Here is a 16,862-nt window from a genome sequence, read left to right as displayed (position 1 = left end):
GCATGGCCGTCTGTTACGCCCGGACATGGGCGGGCTTTCCTAGGGCGGTGGCCCCGCCCGGGCATGCCCGGTTGCTGCGCCCAGCAGGGGGTTCCCGCCAAGCTCGGTCCGCACCTCGACGGTCTGGCCCGAACCTTCGGAGCAGCTGGCCACGGTGGCGCCGTGGCGGGACGCCACCTCGGCGGCCACTGTACAGGGATCACCCGTCGTAATGCCGCGAAGGGCGTCTGCTGCGGCAAGGGCGGCAAGGTCAGCAGCCGCAGCCGCCCTGCTCGCCAGTACGGCTGACTGGGCAAGCAACAGCATGATGACCATGGCCAGCATGACCACGAGTGCCAGCCCGCCGGCCAGGACGGTTCCCGAACCACGCTCACTGCCATCGGGCGGGCCTACGCAGCCATGATCCCCGCCGCGGCCTGCGCGTCCGCCTATCCCCGTCATCACGTACTCCTGCCGGCCGCCCGTCCGATGCCGCTGCCTGTTCCGCCCGCGGCTCCGGTTCGCGTCCCTGGTGTTTCGCTGCGTGTCGAAGCGCGTGCCGTGAGTGTCCAGGGGATGGAAGCCCCCAACGGTCCGGTCACGTGGTCGGTGACGGTGACGGTGAACCATTCCCCGTCGGCAGCAACGGATGCCGCAGCAGACCCGCCGGTGAGCACCTTGACCGCCCGTTCCACCGCCGCCGGATCATCACCCCTGGCGAGCGCCCGGGCACCTGCGCGGGCTCCCTCCTCGATGCGCAGCTGGGTCATGCCCGCTGCGGCACCGGCCAGCAGCATGGCCAGAAGGGCGAGCACCGCGGGCAGCGCCACCGCAAACTCTGCTGTTACGGTGCCGCGGGCGCTGCCAGCCGCGGTGCCAGTCCAGCGTTGATCCCGACGAGGCAGGCTCCAACGCCGGTTACCCAGGCTCCACGCCCGGTGACGCAGAGCCTGGGCCTTCGGGCACCGGTCACACAGGCTCCGCCAGCGCTGCGCCGGCGGCGAAAGGATCACGGCAAGGCCAGGGCGGTCCGGATGAGGTTGAGCAGGAAGCCGCGTACCTCATCGCTGCGGAGGATGAACACGAGCAGCCCGGCGAATCCGACCGCGGCAAGGGTGGCGATGGCGTACTCCGCCGTGGCCATGCCGGCCTCGGAGGCCCAAAGCCGTGGGCTGCGCCGAGCCTTCGGATCAACGCTGGATCCCGGGTAAAGCTCCACCACGTTGCCGGGAAGTGGGGCCGTCGCACTCGTGATCGTTGCGCTCATCGTAGAGGTCCTGCCAGCGGCGGCGGTGGCAGTGGGAGGTGGAGGCACGGCAGGCATCCCGGTGCTTACCATGCGGGAATCCCCTTCACCGCGCCTTTGACGCGACAGGGCGAGCGCGGATGTTCCCGCGGAGTAGTGGCGGCGGTAGCGGTTGCTGGACATGTGGTTCCTTTCGGTTGTTCGCCGGGAGGGTTCCCGGCTGTCTTGACTCTTCCGCGCCGTGACGTGACGGGTAAGGGAGGCGGTGCGCTAAGTGGAAAAGTGCGGTCGCTCCCCCGCTGTGGAGGAGTTGATGCACAGCGGTCGCGGGATTGCCGGCCCACGAAGATGGAGCACATCCCAGGAACGCCGCGGAGCGGCCTTGAATGCTAGGACCCGGACGGCACCAGGGCGAGCAGCACCGGGACGACGCCAAGGCAGATAAAGGCGGGAAGCGAGCACAGACCCAGCGGCACCACCAGTTTCACCCCGAGCGATGCGGCCCGTTTCTCGGCAGCGCGGAACCGTTCCCGGCGAAGCCGTGCGGCCTGGGCGTAGAGGATCGCGGACGAAGGCGCGCCCGTGAGCGCGGCGAAGCCCAGCGCCTCACGAAGCTCCAGGACCTCCGGGAGGCGTACGGCGGAGCTGCGCCAGGCCGTATGCCAGTCGGCCCCGATGGCCAGCGCCGACACCACGGGCCGCAGGGCATCCCTGTACCGGGGCGAGGCGGAGGCAGCCAGCAGTTCCAGGGAGCGGCCGATGCTGGCTCCGGCATCAAGCATCGCCGCCACCAGTTCGAGCATCATGGCGGTGTCTTTCAGGCCGCTGCCGGTTTCCGTCGCGGGCCCCGCGGTTGCTGCCTGCCTCCCCAGCGGCGTTCCACCGGCCAGGTGGCGCAACCGCCGCCGCGAGGCGTCCTGCCCCCGGCAAACCAGACAGGCACCGGCCGCCAGGAGCAGGAACAGTGCTATTCCGGAAGGCCAGAACGGCGTCATGCCGCTCCTGACCCCGCGGCTGCCGCCACCAGCCGCGCGGACCAGACCCTCCCGGCGGCGGTGAGCACCACGCCCGCAAGCAAGGCGGCCATTCCGATGGGTGTCCCCAGCAGGGTGGCCAGCGGGTCGACGCCCAGGGCAGCGCCAAGCCCGAGCCCCATCAGAGGAAGCCAGGTCAGGAGCCGCACTGTTGCCTTGGGCCCGGCAAGGGCAGTTTGCCGCGCCGCATCCGCGTCGTCTTCCGCTTCCAGCTGCGCCGCGAACCTGGTGAGCACGTCGGCAAGCGGACATCCGCTGGCTTCAGCGATGTCGAAGCAGGCGGCGAGCTGGGACCAGATCCTGGCTTCCCTGTCCCTTTGCGGGAAGGCGGAAGCTACGGCCCGCCTGATTGCCGCCGAGACGGGAGCACCTGTTGCCGCAGCTGCACGGGCGGAGCCCAGTACCGCAGTTGAACCTTGTGACAGCGCCTTCCTTGACGGATGTTCCTCCTGGGGCTGTTGCCCGCCACCGGGGTCGGCGCCATAAACCGTCCAGAGCTCGTCCCACAGCCGCCCGGGCGTCCTTCCGCCCCTGAGCAATGCCGCCAACTGCTGCACCACCAGGGTCAGGTTTGTTCCCTGCGTCCTTGCCGTCCTCCCGGCTCGCCGTATCGGTGGCAATATCCGGCCGCGCACGGCACCTGGCGCTCCCCGCCTTCTTCCTGTCGTGGCCGCCCGCAGCCGGGATGCCGCGTTCAGCGGCGGTTTGAGCAGGAGGAGGGCCGCGCCGCAGAGAACCAAACTGAGGAGGAGCGTCACAGGATTCCTCCGGCGTCCATCCCCAGCCGGGCAGCCAAGGCCGGCCACGCCGGACCGGGCGCCCCCGATTCTTCAATGGCCGGAACCACGGTGAGCCCCTCCGCATCTTCTGCCATAAGGCCGACGCATAGAACCTTCCTGCCCAGGGCAGTCCGGCCGACATGGATAACGGCATCGAGGGCGCTGGACGCCTGGAGCCGCACGGCGTCGGGGCCCAAGCCTGCCAGCGCGCCCAGGGCGTTAAGCCTGGCGGGCACCGCGGCGGCTGTGTTTGCGTGGATGGTGCCTCCGCCGCCGCTGTGTCCGGTATTCATGGCGGTGAGGAGTTCGCGCACTTCAGCGCCACGGCATTCACCCACCACCAACCGGTCGGGACGCATTCGCAGCGCCTGCCGGACGAGTTCCCCCAGGTCCACCGCGCCGCCGCCCTCGAGGTTCCCGTGCCGTGATTCGAGGGCCACCACGTGCGGATGGACGGGGTTCAATTCTGCTGCGTCTTCAATCAGGACCAGCCGCTCCCCGGCTGCGCACAGGCCCAGCAGGGTGGACAGCAGGGTTGTCTTCCCTGAGCCAGTGGCGCCGCTGATCAGGAAGCTCAGTTTCTTTTCGATAATTTTCTCCAGCACGCCCTGCACCCCGGGACTGAACATGCCGCCCGAGCCCAACTCCGCCATGCTGAAGACCCTTTCCCTGCGGATCCGGACGCTCAGCAGGGTTCCTGAGGTGGAAACCGGCGGCAACACGGCGTGGACACGGTAGCCGCCGGTAAGCCGGACATCGACGCAAGGTGAACCATCATCGAGGCGCCGGCCGCCCGCAGCCACGAGTCGGCAGGCCAGTGCCCGCAGCTGTGACTCGTTGTCGAACTGGACCGGGACGCGTTCGATGCCCCGGCCTTGGTCCACCCATACGGAGTCGGGTGCATTGACGAAGATGTCTGTAACGGCGGGGTTCCGGGTCAGGACCTGCAGCGGTCCAAGCCCGTTAAGCTCGGCGCTGATCCTTTCCACGGCGGCCAGCGACCCGGCGGTCCCCAGCAACCTTCCGCTGGCCTGGACGGCTGCCGCCACCCGCGAAGGAGTTACAGTTCCGGCCTCCGCCATCATCGATTGGCGGACTGATTCCAGCAGCCCGGCATCGACGGTCCTGCCGCCGCGGGCCATGTCCCTGCTTCGCGGCTGGCTGCCGGCCTGGTCCGACGCAAGGATTCGGGCCCTCCGACGGGCGCCCAAGGCTTCAGTTTGGGTGGCCCGGCCCGGTTCGCTGGCGGGAACCGACGGACCGGCAGAAGTCCTGTTCATGCCGTTTCCCCGGCGTGCATGTCCGCGCCAAGCCAATCAAACACGGAGGCTCCGAACTGCCGGATGGTACGCCGCTTGCCAAGGTCAAGCAGCCTGCCGGTTTCCATGGCTGCCGGGACGCCGCGCAGCTCGGGAATGCGCCCTTGCACCGGGAGTCCAATGGCCTCGGCGATCAGGGAAGCATCCAGCGCTGCTCCGGGCCGTCCGCGCACCAGCAGGGCGGCCTCCACCGGTGGAAGCTCTTGCAGCAGCCTCAATGCCGCGACGGCCGCCTTCAACTGCGCCGGCACCACCATCATGATCCGGTCGCAGTCCCATGCCGTCGTGTGAAGCGGGCCGGCGCCGCGGCCGACGTCGACCACCACCAGTTCATAGCCGCGGCGGGCGGCGTCCAGCACCCCCGTGGTGGCGGCAGCAGGGACCGGACCAGCCTGCTCCCGGGTGGCAGGCCATGACAGGAAGGAGAACCCTCCTGCCACGGGGAGGGAATCCGCGAGCTGCAGTGGGTCGATGCTTCCCCGGGCCTCCGCCAGGTCCGGCCAGCGCAGTCCCGGGGTTTCCTCGGCGGCGAGCGCCAGTTCCACGCCTCCGCCCCAGGGGTCGCCGTCAACCAGCAGGACCCGGGCACCCAGGCCTGCGGCGCCCTGGGCAATCCAGATGGCCGCCGTGGTGGCGCCCGCGCCGCCACAGCCGCCGGTGATGCCAAGGACAAGCCCGCCAGGTCCGGGAGACCGCGACCGGCTGAGGTGGTCGGCAAGCCACGCCGCGGCGTCGGGAAGCACGGCGACCCGTTCTGCACCCAGTGCGGCCGCCAGATGCCAGAGGCTGTCCCCCTCTCCGTCGAGGCCCACCATGACCGCCGGTGTGCGCCGCCGTGGCGGCAGCTCGCGGACATCACTGCCCAACAGGACAGCGGAAGCGGCGTCCCAGTAACGCCCGCCATCCACTGCGTCGGAGACGACACGCAGGCCTGCCCCGGCTGCGGCCACGATGCGCTCCACCTCGGTGCGGAGAACGACGGAGGCGGTGACCAGCAGCACTTCCCCGGAACGGTCCGGCCCCTCATGGTCCCGGGCCCAGTGGTCCACGTCCCTAACGACCGGCACTGAATGACCCGTTGCCGGTGTATCCGGGCCGGAGCTCTCCGGCAGCCATGGGACTCCCGCCGGTGCAGCATCGTGGGCCCCGCCGAGGGGCAAGGGATCCGCATGCGCCGGTGGCCCCAGACCGGAGGGCCGGCTGGATGACCTTGTGGTTTCGCCGGGCCGGGGAAGGGACGGATCGAGTTGGTGCCTGCTCATGCAGCCACTCTGCCGTGATGCCACAACGCGGGTAAGGGAGCAAAACCCCTATGTGGACAACCGGTGTCCGCGCACTCCCGGACATGGCCGGTCCCGCCCGGTCGGGCGCAACCTCACCGGCCCAAGCGCACCTGCCGACCTCACTGGCCCAAGCGCGCACCTTCCAACCTCACCGGCCCAAGCTCACCCCGCGGGCTCCACCAGCCCGGACGGGCTGCACCTGCCGGTGTGGCCCAGGCGGCCCGCACCGGCAGGGCACAATAAGAACATGTACCTGCTGCTCGCCGCCCATCCCCGCGGCGTCGCGCTCCAGGAAATCCTGCAGGCGGGCCAGGCACATCCGGCCAACCCCGAACCCCGCCTCGTGGCACCCGGCGACCTCCCCGCCGTCGTCCGTGAACTCGAAGCCCGGCGCCCCGGAGGCCAGCCGCCCCGCTGGATCTGGCACCGGACCCAGGACTGGTACCCCGCACTGCTCGCCTCGGGAGTGGAGGTGGAGCGCTGCTACGACGTGGCCCTGTGCGGCAACATCCTGGCGTTCTCCCAGTTCAGTGCCCATACCGCGTACGCCCGGAACACCGACAGGGTCCCGGTGGAGGATCCTCTCCTCCCGCCGAAGGCACTGCTGCCTCCGCGTCCGCCGGCGGACCAGGGGGCGCTGTTTGATGACCCCGGTACCGGGCAGGCATCCAGGTGGACGCTTGAAGAGCTCCGCGCAGAATATGCGGAACAGCAGGGCGCGCTGCGTGAGGTGGACACAGCGGAAAACCGCCGGAACCGCCTCCAATTGCTGCTGGCGGCCGAGTCCGCGGCCGCGATGGTGGCCGCCGAAATGCAGCACGCGGGCGTCCCTTGGCGGGAGGACCTGCACGAACAGATCCTGGTGGATCACCTCGGGCCCCGGCCGCCCGCCGGCCGGCGCCCAGCCAGGCTGGAGGCGCTTGCCGCGGAACTCCGTGGCCTGCTCAACTCCCCCGGCCTCAACCCGGACTCGCCGCAGGACCTGATGCGGGCGCTGCACCGCAACGGGATCGAGGTGAAGAGCACCCGGAAGTGGGAACTGCGCAAGTCCAGCCACCCCGCCATCGAGCCGCTGCTGGAATACAAGAAGCTTTCGCGCCTGCACACGGCCAACGGCTGGGCCTGGCTGGATGCCTGGGTGTCCGGCGGCAGGTTCCGCCCGGAGTATGTGGTGGGCGGTGTTGTCTCGGGACGGTGGGCGTCCCGGGGCGGCGGGGCCCTGCAGATCCCCCGGCAGGTCCGGGGCGCGGTGCACGCTGACCCGGGCCACAAGCTCATTGTCGCCGATGCCTCGCAGCTGGAACCCCGGGTCCTGGTGGCGCTGGCGCAGGATTCCATCATGGCGGAGGCGGCGCGGGACCAGGACCTGTATGCCGGCATCGCAGCAAAGGGCTTTGGCGGCGACCGGGCCAAGGCGAAGATGGCCCTGCTGGGCGCCATGTACGGTGCGACGTCGGGCGAGGCGGGCCGGCTGATGCCGCAGCTGGCGCGGACTTATCCGCGCGCCGTCGACTTCGTGGAGCGGGCAGCCCGGGCGGGCGAGGCCGGCGGGACGGTGACCACCAGGCTTGGCCGCAGCAGCCCGCCGCCCTCGGAGCACTGGTACCTGAGCCAGCGCTCATCCACTGCAGAGGAGCAGCGCAGGGCAGAGTCCATCGCCCGGTCCCGGGGGCGCTTCACGCGGAACTTCGTGGTCCAGGGCTCGGCCGCGGACTGGGCGGCGTGCTGGCTGGCGGAATTACGACGGCGGCTGCGCGCCTTGCGGACGGCCGGCACCGGCGGAGGAGCCGGCGGTGAGCTCGTCTTCTTCCTGCACGACGAAGTCATGGTGCATGCGCCTTCGGAAGGTGTGGACGCCTGCATCAAAGCAATCGAGGAATCGGCCCGCGCTGCGAAGGAACTGCTGTTCGGGCCAATTCCCGTGGAGTTCCCGGTCAGCCTGGCGGTTGTGGACTCCTATGACCTCGCCAAATAGGAGTCCCCACAGGCTGTTGCCGCGTCTTCCGGAGCCCATTGCGGAACGCCAAGTAATCTACCCGGCGGTAGCTATGCGGGCACGGTGACGGACGTTACAGTCGAAGCGGCGACTGATGCAGACCGGTCCATACGCTGATGCAACGACGCATACCAGGGAGGTCCCCGTCCATGGCGGGAAGATTTGAAATACACCGTGCAGGCGACGAGTCGTACCGGTTGCGGCTCACCGACGCGGAGGGCAACATCGTTGCGGTCTCGCCAACATTCAAGTCCCTGAACCTGCTCCGCGACGGCATCAAGGCCATGCGTGAAAATGCCGCCACCGGAATCGTGGTGGATCTGCGCCAGCAGCAGGCGTAGGCCTAAACTCCCATGGGGTGCAGCCGGTTCCGGTCCCACGGAACGGACCAGCCGAGCTGATCGAAGAGGCCGCTCAGGACAATCCCGGTGAACCCCCACACCACCACGCCGTTGACGGTAAAGGCAGGGCTGTCGAAGGTGCGGCCCGCACGGTGGACGGTGGCCATCACGCGGTTGTCCGGGTCCAGCAGGTCCCTGACGGGGACACGGAAGACCTGGGCGGATTCGGCGTAGTCAACCACCCGGACCGGCGACGGCGATTGCCACCATCCGAGCACCGGCGTCACCAGGAAGTTGCTGTGCGCCAGCCCGAGTTCCTGCAGCGTGCCCAGTACCTCCACACCGCCGGAATCCAGTCCGGTCTCCTCCTCGGCTTCCCGGAGGGCGGCAGCAACGGGTGTCTCGCCCCTGTCGATACTCCCGCCGGGAAACGCCACCTGGCCCGGATGGGACCCCAGGGTGTGGGCGCGTTCCAGGAGCAGGACGTCCAGGTCCGCGGGCGCCAGCGGCTTGCCCGATTCGGCCGGGACATCGTCCAGGACGCCGAAAAGCATCAGGACCGCTGCCCTGCGGGCGCGCGCGGCATCCACGGTCAGTGTGGCCCAGCGCGGATCGGCCGGCCCTGGCGTTCCGGATTCCGCCCGGCGGACCAGCTCCGCCAAATCGTCCCGCGCGCTCACGGGGTTCTCTTCTGGGACGCCATCCGGATCTCCGCGGCCCGGTGCTGTTCCGCCAGGTATTGTTCCAGCAGTGCCTCGTTGCCGGGCGCGAGTTCATACTTCAGCAGCTTGGCGGCCTTGACGGGGTCCGTCTCGCCCAGCCCATAGCTGGGACACCAGGTGGCCACCGGGCACGCGCCGCAGGCCGGCTTCCTGGCATGGCAGACGCGCCGGCCGTGGAAGATCACGCGGTGGGACAGCATGGTCCAGTCCCGCCGTTCGAACAGCTCCGCCACGTCCTGTTCGATCTGCACCGGGTCCTCGGACTGGGTCCACCCGAAGCGCTTGGCCAGCCGGGCGAAATGGGTGTCCACGGAGATGCCGGGGATGCCAAAGGCATTGGCCAGCACCACGTTGGCGGTTTTGCGGCCCACGCCGGGCAGCGTGACCAGGTCCTCCATCCGCCCCGGGACTTCGCCGTCAAAGTCATCCACCAGCCGTCCGCACAGCGTCAGGACATTCCGCGCCTTTGCCCGGAAGAATCCCGTGGGCTTGAGGATGGCCTCAAGCTCCGTGGCGTCCGCCTCGGCGAGGGATTTCGCGTCGGGCCAGCGCGCGAACAGCACTTTTGTGACCTGGTTGACGGTGACGTCGGTGGTCTGGGCGGACAGGACCGTGGCCACGAGCAGTTCGAACGGGTTGCGGAAATCCAGTTCCGCGTGCGCGTAGGGATACTTTTCGGCCAGGGCTTTGTGGATGCGCCGCGCCCGCCGCTTCAGTGCCAGGACGGATTCGGACGAGACCACGGGCATTCCTGCGGCCTGGCCGGTCTTGGTGCGGGGCCCGGCCACGGCGTCAGCCGCGCTCGATGTTGCTGAGGTCGCGCAGGACGCCCAGCCGTCCGTCGGTGTGCTGGACCAGGAATTCGTGGCCACGGTCCTCCAGGGCCAGCACCCACCCGCCAGGTTCAATCACGAATGCCGGGGCCCCGGTACGGGGGTCGAACGCGGTGCGGTGCTGTGCCACCGCGAACCAGAAGGCTTCATGGATCGGCTGCCCATCGCTATCGTCGTGCCGGCTGGCCGGGTCCACGGTCGCTCCAATGGGCTGCTCCGCCTGGACCTGCTGATGCACGGCGGTGGCGGCCGGCGGTTCCCACGCGGCCTGCGGGGCCTGGGCAGCGGGAACCTCGCCGTGCCGGGTCTCCTCCGCTTCAGCCGACGAGGCGGGACGGACGACGTCGGCCGCCTGGGTGGGCGGGCCGGCATCCACATCAGGGGTACGGTCGGAAACTTCGGGGGCGGTTGACACCGGCGTGGAGCCAGGGGCGCCCGCGGCCGGGCCTGCTTCGGCGGCGGGGGCGCTGGGCGCTGCGGCGGCAGCCCCGGCCGTGGCCACGGGGACGGCTGCGGTGGCGGGAAACTGGGCGGAACGGACGGGTTCAGGGCTGGGGCCGGTGCTTCCGGCACCCGGCTGGACGGCGGAGGACCCCGGCTGGGCAGCAGAGCCTGGCTGGACGGCCGAAGACCCGGCACCCGCGCCGCCAAACAGGCCACCTGCCTTGCCGCCGGTCTTGGACGGGCTGGGACCGGATTCGGGCTTGGCTGCTTTGGGGGCGCGTGGCTTCCGCGCCGGGACGGCAGCGTCCCTGGCCACAATATGTGCGGGCGCCTCCGGCCGGTCCCTGAAATCGCCGGACAGGTACGGGAGGAAACGGCCCAGCACGGTGGCGGCGAACAGAATGAGCGAGCCGATCAGGCCCACCAGCAGGCTGGTGACGTACCCTCCGGCGACCGAGAGGAAGAAGAAGGCGACGGCGAAGGAAGCCACCACGGAAGCGAACTGGTCGATCGAAAGCGAACCCACCCGGAGCCGGGTCGCAGGGGCAAGGCGGCGCGCGGCGAAGAGGGCGCTGGCGATGACCGGCAGGATGATGCCCAGCCCCAGGAAGAACAGGTTGTTCAGGTTCCACAGGTTGTACCGGGTGCCGAAGAGGGGCAGCAGGGACGCGACAAACAGGATGAGTGTTCCGCCAAAGACGGCCAAGTCCCGCACCGTGAACGGGCCGAGGACCGCCTGGTTGGCGTTGGGGTCGATCTTCCCGGAAGCAGCCTTCTGGCCTGCAGCCTGTCCCTTGGCGGCGTTGCCGGCGGGCGCGGTCCCTGATCCGCCGGGGGCGGATCCGAAGCCTGCGTGGCCGGTCCCGGTGTCCGGGCCCGTTCGCTGGCCGAAGCTCTGCTGGTTCATTCTGCTCTCCTTAGCGTGGCGGCACCGGGCCCGGTGCGGACCCGAAAACTGTGCCGTCTTGACATGCGGTCCGGGCCCGGCATGGCACTGTCCGTGCCGGTCCGGAGGGGTCCGAAGTGAAGTCACAATTCCATCTCAGCCTAGTCAACAGCCAGGCTGATCACTAGCTGGCTCGGGCCTTCCCGGCCGCCGTGCGGGCAGCGGGAACGCCATTCACCGCTTAAAAAATGCCGCTTACGGGTGTGCATGTGACGCGCCGCACAGCGGACGGCCGGCAAGCATTAGGCTTGATTGCGGAACAGCTCTTTGCGGTATGTCCGCTCCCGGCTGGAGCCGGCGCCGTGAGTACGGCAGGCCCGAGGGGACGGCATGCCGCGCGGCAAAGATCGATGAATGATGAGGTTCACATGTCCCAGGACACTCCCAGCTCCACTGCCACCGTTCCGGCCGGATCCGGCCGGCAAGGCCACCAGGGCGACGCCTTTGAGAACCTGCTCAATGAGACCCGGGCGTTCCCGCCCACTCCGGAATTCGCAGCGAACGCCGTCGTAACCGCTGGGGAGTATGAAGACGCTGCCGCGGACCGTCCGGCGTTCTGGGCGAAGAAGGCGCGCGAGCTGTTGACGTGGTCCAAGGACTTTAGGCAGGCGCTGGACTGGTCTGATCCGCCGTTCGCCAAGTGGTTCGTTGGCGGGGAGGTCAACGCGGCCTACAACGCGCTGGACCGGCACGTGGAGGCCGGTAACGGCGACCGCGTGGCCATCTACTTCGAGGGCGAGCCGGGTGACACGCGCACCTACACGTACGCGCAGCTGACCGAAGAAGTGAAGAAGGCAGCCAATGCCTTCGAGTCCCTGGGGGTGGCCAAGGGTGACCGGGTGGCGGTGTACCTGCCCATGATCCCTGAAGCCGTCATCACCATGCTGGCCTGTGCGCGGATCGGGGCCGTCCACTCCGTGGTGTTCGGCGGCTTCTCCGCCGAAGCCCTGCGTTCCCGCATCGATGATGCGGAGGCCAAGCTGGTGGTCACCGCCGACGGCACCTACCGCCGCGGCAAGCCAAGCCCCCTGAAGCCGGCCGTCGACGAAGCGCTGGCGCACAAGGGAGATGGAGACGGCCACACGGTGCAGAACGTGGTGGTGGTCAAGCGCAATGGCCAGGACGTTGACTGGCAGGAGGGGCGCGACCACTGGTGGGCCGACACCGTGGAGAAGGCATCCGCCGAGCACACCGCGGTGGGCCACGATTCCGAGCACCCGCTCTACATCCTGTACACCTCCGGCACCACCGGGAAGCCCAAGGGGATCCTGCACACCACCGGCGGCTACCTCACCCAGACTGCCTACACGCACCGGGCGGTCTTCGACCTGCATCCGGAAACGGACGTGTACTGGTGCACGGCCGACGTCGGCTGGGTTACCGGCCACTCCTACGTCACCTACGCCCCGCTCATCAACGGCGCCACACAGGTCATGTACGAAGGCACCCCGGATTCTCCGCACCAGGGCCGCTGGTGGGAGATCGTGGAGAAGTACAAGGTCTCCATCCTCTACACCGCCCCCACCGCCATCCGCACCTTCATGAAGTGGGGGGCGGACATCCCTGCGAAGTACGACCTCTCCTCGCTGCGGGTGCTCGGCTCGGTGGGTGAACCCATCAACCCCGAAGCGTGGATGTGGTACCGGAAGGTTATCGGCGGCGACAAGACCCCCATCGTGGACACCTGGTGGCAGACCGAAACCGGCGCCCAGATGATCGCCCCGCTGCCCGGGGTCACCGCAACGAAGCCCGGCTCCGCCCAGGTCCCGCTGCCCGGCATCGCTGTGGACGTGGTGGACGAAATGGGCGAATCGGTCCCCAACGGACACGGCGGCTTCCTGGTCATCCGCGAGCCCTGGCCGTCCATGCTGCGCGGCATCTGGGGCGATCCCGAGCGGTTCAAGGACACCTACTGGTCGCGCTTCGAGAACATGTACTTCGCCGGGGACGGGGCCAAGAAGGACGAGGACGGCGATATCTGGCTGCTGGGCCGGGTGGATGACGTCATGAACGTCTCCGGTCACCGGCTCTCCACCACCGAAATCGAGTCCGCCCTGGTCAGCCACCCCGCCGTGGCGGAGGCCGCCGTCGTGGGTGCCACGGACGAGACCACCGGCCAGGCAGTGGTCGCGTTCGTCATCCTCCGCGGCGACGCCGCGAACAACGGTGACGCCACGGTGCAGGAACTGCGCAACCACGTGGGCAAGGAAATCGGCCCCATCGCCAAGCCCAAGAACATCTTGGTGGTGCCGGAGCTGCCCAAGACCCGGTCCGGCAAGATCATGCGCCGCCTCCTCAAGGACGTCGCAGAAGGACGTGACCCGGGCGACGCCACCACCCTCTCCGACCCGACGATCATGCAGCAGATTGCCCAGTCGCTCAGAAAGTAACACTGGCTTAGCATCAGCTCCACAAGGGCCGGACGGCCCTGTTTCCCCGCCAATCCGGGGAAGCAGGGCCGTTTTTTCTTTGTGACGATTCAATCATCCCCGTTGCCAAAATTGTTATTTAACGTTCTTCCATGTTCGGTTTTGCACGGTTATAGTCGAGCTATGTGAGGTGCCTCACACGCGGCTATTTTTCAAGGGAGAGAACATGGCGACAAGGCCCGATGCGTCGGCCAACGCATTTCCAAGCAGGCGGACCATCCTCAAAACAGTTGGCGTGGGGGCAGCCGGCCTCGCCGGCATCCCGTTCCTGGCAGCCTGTACGGGCGGCAGCGCCCCGTCGGCAACAGGCACGGAATCATCCGGCCTGACATTCGGCTCGGGCGCTTCGGACGACGTTCCCAAGCGTGCGTACCAGGCCGTCGCAGACGCTTTCACGGCAAAGACCGGCAAGAAAGTCACCACCAACGTTGTGCCCCACAACGATTTCCAGAACAAGATCAATTCGTACCTGCAGGGTTCACCGGACGACGCCTTCACCTGGTTTGCCGGCTACCGCATGCAGTACTACGCCGGCAAGGGGCTGCTTGCCCCCATTGATGACGTCTGGCAGACCATCGGCGGCAACTTCTCCGACGCGCTGAAGAAGGCCTCCACCGGGCCGGACGGCAAGATGTATTTCGTTCCCAACTACAACTACCCGTGGGGGTTCTTCTACCGGAAGAGCCTGTGGGCGGAAAAGGGCTACCAGGTCCCGGAAACCTTCGACGCACTGAAGTCCCTGGCCACGAAGATGAAGGCCGACGGCATCATCCCCATTGGCTTCGCCGACAAGGACGGCTGGCCGGCGATGGGTACCTTCGACTACATCAACATGCGGCTGAACGGCTACCAGTTCCACGTGGACCTCTGTGCACACAAGGAATCCTGGGACCAGCAAAAGGTCAGCAACGTTTTCGATACGTGGAAGGCGCTCCTTCCGTTCCAGGATCCCGCAGCGCTCGGCCAGACCTGGCAGGACGCCGCCAAGGCCCTGGAAGCGAAGAAGACCGGCATGTACCTCCTGGGTTCCTTCGTCACGCAGCAGTTCACCGATCCCGCGGTACTGGACGACATCGATTTCTTCGCCTTCCCGGAAATCGCGATGGAAGGCCGGGACGCGGTCGAGGCACCCATCGACGGCCTGCTGCTCTCGAAAAAGGGCGGCGAGAACAAGGCGGCCCGGGACTTCCTGGCGTTCCTCGGCACGCCCGAGGCGCAGGACGCCTACGCCAAGGTGGACAACTCGAACATCGCGACCGCCAAGGGTGCGGACACCTCGAAGTTCACGCCGCTCAACAAGAAGTGCGCGGACACCATCAAGAACGCCAAGTACATCAGCCAGTTCTTTGACCGCGACGCATTGCCGGCCATGGCCAACAACGTGATGATCCCTGCCCTGCAGAGCTTCATCAAGGACGGCAGCGTTGATGTCAAGAACCTTGAGGCGCAGGCCAAGACCCTTTACGCAGCGCAGTAACTGAACACAGCGCAGTAGTCCCGTCAAAGGAAGGACGACGGCGGCAGGAAACTTTCCGCCGTCGTCCTCCCACCTGCACCAGGCCCCAGCAAGGGAAAGATTTCCATGAGCAGCACCGCACAAGAACTGATTCCGCCGGAAGCGCGGGAACCCGCCGGCCCCCGGGGCGCCAAAGGAGGCCGCGTCCGCCGTTTGTCCGGCCGGGACAAGCTGGTCCTGTCCCTGATGGTGGGCATCCCCACCCTGATCGAACTGGCCCTCGTCTGGCTGCCCACGCTGATGTCCGTGGGACTCAGCTTCACCCGCTGGAACGGGCTGGACCTGGCGGACATCCGTCCGGCAGGGACGGAAAACTACCAGTTCATTTCCCAGGACTACCCGCCGTTCTGGCCCGCAGTCCAGCACAACATGCTGTGGCTCCTGTTCCTGGCCCTGATTGCAACGCCGCTGGGCCTGTTGCTGGCCGTGCTTCTGGACCAGAACATCCGCGGCAGCAAGATCTACCAAAGCATCTTCTTCGCCCCCGTCATGCTGTCCCTGGCCCTGATCGGGATTATCTGGCAGTTGTTCTACCAGCGGGACAACGGGCTCCTGAATTTCCTCCTGGGCACCGCCGGCACACCGCGGGCCGTTGATTGGTTCGGCGACTCGTCAATCAACATCTGGGCCGCCATGATCGCGGCCACCTGGCGCCATGCCGGCTACGTCATGCTGCTCTACTTGGCCGGCCTGAAGGGTGTCGATCCGAGCCTCAAGGAAGCCGCGGCGATCGACGGCGCCAATGCCGTGCAGACCTTCTTCCGGGTGGTCTTCCCGGCCATGCGCCCCATCAACATCGTCATCGTGGTGATCACCATCATCGAGTCCCTCCGCGCCTTCGACGTCGTCTACGTCATCAACCGCGGCACCAACGGCCTGGAAATGCTCAGCGCCCTGGTGATCCAGAACCTGGTGGGCGAGGGCCAGGTGATCGGCGTCGGATCCGCCCTGGCAGTGGTCCTGCTGGTCATCTCGCTTGTTCCCATCGTCTTCTACCTCAGCCGCACCTTCGGCAAGGAGAACCAAGCATGAGCATTGCCGCTGCCCGCGCCGCCGGGAACGACACCACCAGCCAGTCCCGCTCAGGCAGCCGGCCCAAGCGCCATTACGGAACACACATCTTCCTGGTGGCCATGGCTGTCATGTGGCTGGTTCCGCTGGGCTGGGCCCTCTACACCGCGCTCCGGCCGGTGGCCTCCACCAACGAGCATGGCTACTTCAGCGTGGCCGGGGATTTCAACTTCGACAACTTCGTCCAGGCCTGGACGCAGGGCGGATTCGCCACGTATTTCTGGAACTCGGTCATCATCACGGTCCCCGCAGTCCTGGTGACGCTGTTCCTTGCCTCCCTGATGGCGTTCGCCGTGAGCCGGGTGAACTGGAAATTCAATATCACGCTGCTGATCATGTTCACGGCCGGCAACCTCCTGCCCCCGCAGGTCCTGGCAGCGCCCCTTTTCGAGATGGCCAAGCACCTGGAGGTGCCGTATTCGTTCAGCGACTCCGGCAACCTGCTGAACACGTACATCGTCGTGATCGCCATCCACATCGCATTCCAAATGGGGTTCTGCACCTTCGTCCTGTCCAACTACATGAAGGCGCTCTCCGCCGACCTGACCGAGGCTGCGCTGGTGGACGGTGCGGGCATCTGGCGGCAGTACCGCGAGATCATCCTGCCGTTGTGCCGGCCCGCGTTCGCCGCACTGGCCACGCTCGAGGTCATCTTCATCTACAACGACTACTTCTGGCCGCTCCTCTTCATCCAGAGCGGCAACCGGCTGCCGATCACCACGGCAATCAACAACCTGCAGGGACAGTTCCTGAGCAACTACAACCTCCTGGCCGCGGGGGCGGTCATCACCGTCATCCCCACCCTGGTCATCTACCTGCTCCTGCAGCGGCAGTTTGTTGCGGGCCTGACACTGGGTTCGAGCAAGGGGTAGGTAAAGATGGAGTGTGACCGGGAGCCAGCTCCCCCAGACGCCGCCCGAAAGG

The 16,862-nt window shown here is 67.6% G+C and carries 16 protein-coding genes; 6 read left to right on the top strand and 10 right to left on the bottom strand.

The window, feature by feature from the left end:
- Positions 1–39: 39 nt before the first annotated feature.
- The 7 genes from PUN71_RS00255 to ssd form a co-directional block, all read right to left on the bottom strand.
- Entirely contained in the window at positions 40–441 is a 402-nt protein-coding gene (locus tag PUN71_RS00255) for an Rv3654c family TadE-like protein (protein WP_277796900.1), read from the bottom strand.
- Positions 441–809: a TadE family type IV pilus minor pilin gene (locus PUN71_RS00250; RefSeq protein ID WP_436976254.1), complete on the bottom strand. Its 369-nt coding sequence runs from the start codon at positions 807–809 to the stop codon at positions 441–443. Before PUN71_RS00250 ends, PUN71_RS00255 begins: the two co-directional genes overlap by 1 nt.
- A gap of 179 nt (positions 810–988) precedes the next feature.
- Positions 989–1,408 carry a DUF4244 domain-containing protein gene (locus PUN71_RS00245; RefSeq protein WP_277796899.1) on the bottom strand — a complete coding sequence of 140 codons (420 nt, stop codon included), beginning with the start codon at positions 1,406–1,408 and terminating at the stop codon, positions 989–991.
- Positions 1,409–1,614: 206 nt separating this feature from the next.
- Positions 1,615–2,220, bottom strand: coding sequence for a type II secretion system F family protein (locus tag PUN71_RS00240; RefSeq protein WP_277796898.1), 606 nt, complete (start codon positions 2,218–2,220; stop codon positions 1,615–1,617).
- Positions 2,217–3,017 (bottom strand): type II secretion system F family protein, encoded by an 801-nt coding sequence (locus PUN71_RS00235; RefSeq protein WP_277796897.1) that lies wholly within the window; start codon positions 3,015–3,017, stop codon positions 2,217–2,219. Before PUN71_RS00235 ends, PUN71_RS00240 begins: the two co-directional genes overlap by 4 nt.
- On the bottom strand, positions 3,014–4,180 hold the full coding sequence (locus tag PUN71_RS00230) for a TadA family conjugal transfer-associated ATPase (RefSeq protein ID WP_277797279.1): 1,167 nt from the start codon (positions 4,178–4,180) through the stop codon (positions 3,014–3,016). The genes PUN71_RS00235 and PUN71_RS00230 overlap by 4 nt, the downstream gene beginning before the upstream one ends.
- Positions 4,181–4,314: 134 nt before the next feature.
- Entirely contained in the window at positions 4,315–5,355 is a 1,041-nt protein-coding gene (gene ssd, locus PUN71_RS00225; RefSeq protein ID WP_277797278.1) for a septum site-determining protein Ssd, read from the bottom strand.
- Between the two features lie 532 nt (positions 5,356–5,887).
- Between ssd and PUN71_RS00220 the strand changes: the two genes are divergently transcribed.
- Both PUN71_RS00220 and PUN71_RS00215 read left to right on the top strand, forming a co-directional pair.
- On the top strand, positions 5,888–7,615 hold the full coding sequence (locus tag PUN71_RS00220; protein WP_277796896.1) for a bifunctional 3'-5' exonuclease/DNA polymerase: 1,728 nt from the start codon (positions 5,888–5,890) through the stop codon (positions 7,613–7,615).
- Positions 7,616–7,785: 170 nt separating this feature from the next.
- Positions 7,786–7,977 carry a YegP family protein gene (locus PUN71_RS00215; RefSeq protein ID WP_043452451.1) on the top strand — a complete coding sequence of 64 codons (192 nt, stop codon included), beginning with the start codon at positions 7,786–7,788 and terminating at the stop codon, positions 7,975–7,977.
- Positions 7,978–7,979: 2 nt separating this feature from the next.
- Here PUN71_RS00215 and PUN71_RS00210 read toward each other — a convergent pair whose 3' ends face one another.
- The 3 genes from PUN71_RS00210 to PUN71_RS00200 are packed head-to-tail and all read right to left on the bottom strand — an operon-like array spanning position 7,980 to position 10,883.
- A complete protein-coding gene (locus PUN71_RS00210; protein ID WP_277796895.1) occupies positions 7,980–8,657 on the bottom strand; it encodes an NUDIX hydrolase in 678 nt (225 codons plus the stop codon).
- Complete coding sequence (gene nth / locus PUN71_RS00205; RefSeq protein WP_277797277.1) at positions 8,654–9,448, bottom strand: endonuclease III; 795 nt, start codon at positions 9,446–9,448, stop codon at positions 8,654–8,656. The genes PUN71_RS00210 and nth overlap by 4 nt, the downstream gene beginning before the upstream one ends.
- Positions 9,449–9,491: 43 nt before the next feature.
- A complete protein-coding gene (locus PUN71_RS00200) occupies positions 9,492–10,883 on the bottom strand; it encodes a hypothetical protein (RefSeq protein WP_277796894.1) in 1,392 nt (463 codons plus the stop codon).
- Between the two features lie 407 nt (positions 10,884–11,290).
- Here PUN71_RS00200 and acs point away from each other — a divergent pair, with 407 nt between their 5' ends.
- The 4 genes from acs (at position 11,291) to PUN71_RS00180 (ending at position 16,810) form a co-directional block, all read left to right on the top strand.
- Entirely contained in the window at positions 11,291–13,312 is a 2,022-nt protein-coding gene (gene acs, locus PUN71_RS00195; protein ID WP_277796893.1) for an acetate--CoA ligase, read from the top strand.
- A 205-nt stretch (positions 13,313–13,517) separates the two neighbouring features.
- Positions 13,518–14,828, top strand: a complete 1,311-nt coding sequence (locus tag PUN71_RS00190) for an ABC transporter substrate-binding protein (protein WP_052260138.1) — start codon at positions 13,518–13,520, stop codon at positions 14,826–14,828.
- Positions 14,829–14,933: 105 nt separating this feature from the next.
- A complete protein-coding gene (locus PUN71_RS00185) occupies positions 14,934–15,899 on the top strand; it encodes a carbohydrate ABC transporter permease (protein WP_043452456.1) in 966 nt (321 codons plus the stop codon).
- Positions 15,896–16,810 carry a carbohydrate ABC transporter permease gene (locus PUN71_RS00180; RefSeq protein WP_043452457.1) on the top strand — a complete coding sequence of 305 codons (915 nt, stop codon included), beginning with the start codon at positions 15,896–15,898 and terminating at the stop codon, positions 16,808–16,810. Before PUN71_RS00185 ends, PUN71_RS00180 begins: the two co-directional genes overlap by 4 nt.
- The last annotated feature ends 52 nt before the right edge of the window (positions 16,811–16,862 follow it).

The sequence above is a fragment of the Arthrobacter sp. NQ7 genome (assembly GCF_029581595.2).
In the GTDB taxonomy this organism is placed as follows: Bacteria; Actinomycetota; Actinomycetes; order Actinomycetales; family Micrococcaceae; genus Arthrobacter; species Arthrobacter phenanthrenivorans_B.
Note: the sequence above shows the minus strand (reverse complement) of the source record. Positions and strands in the feature narration are given on the sequence as shown.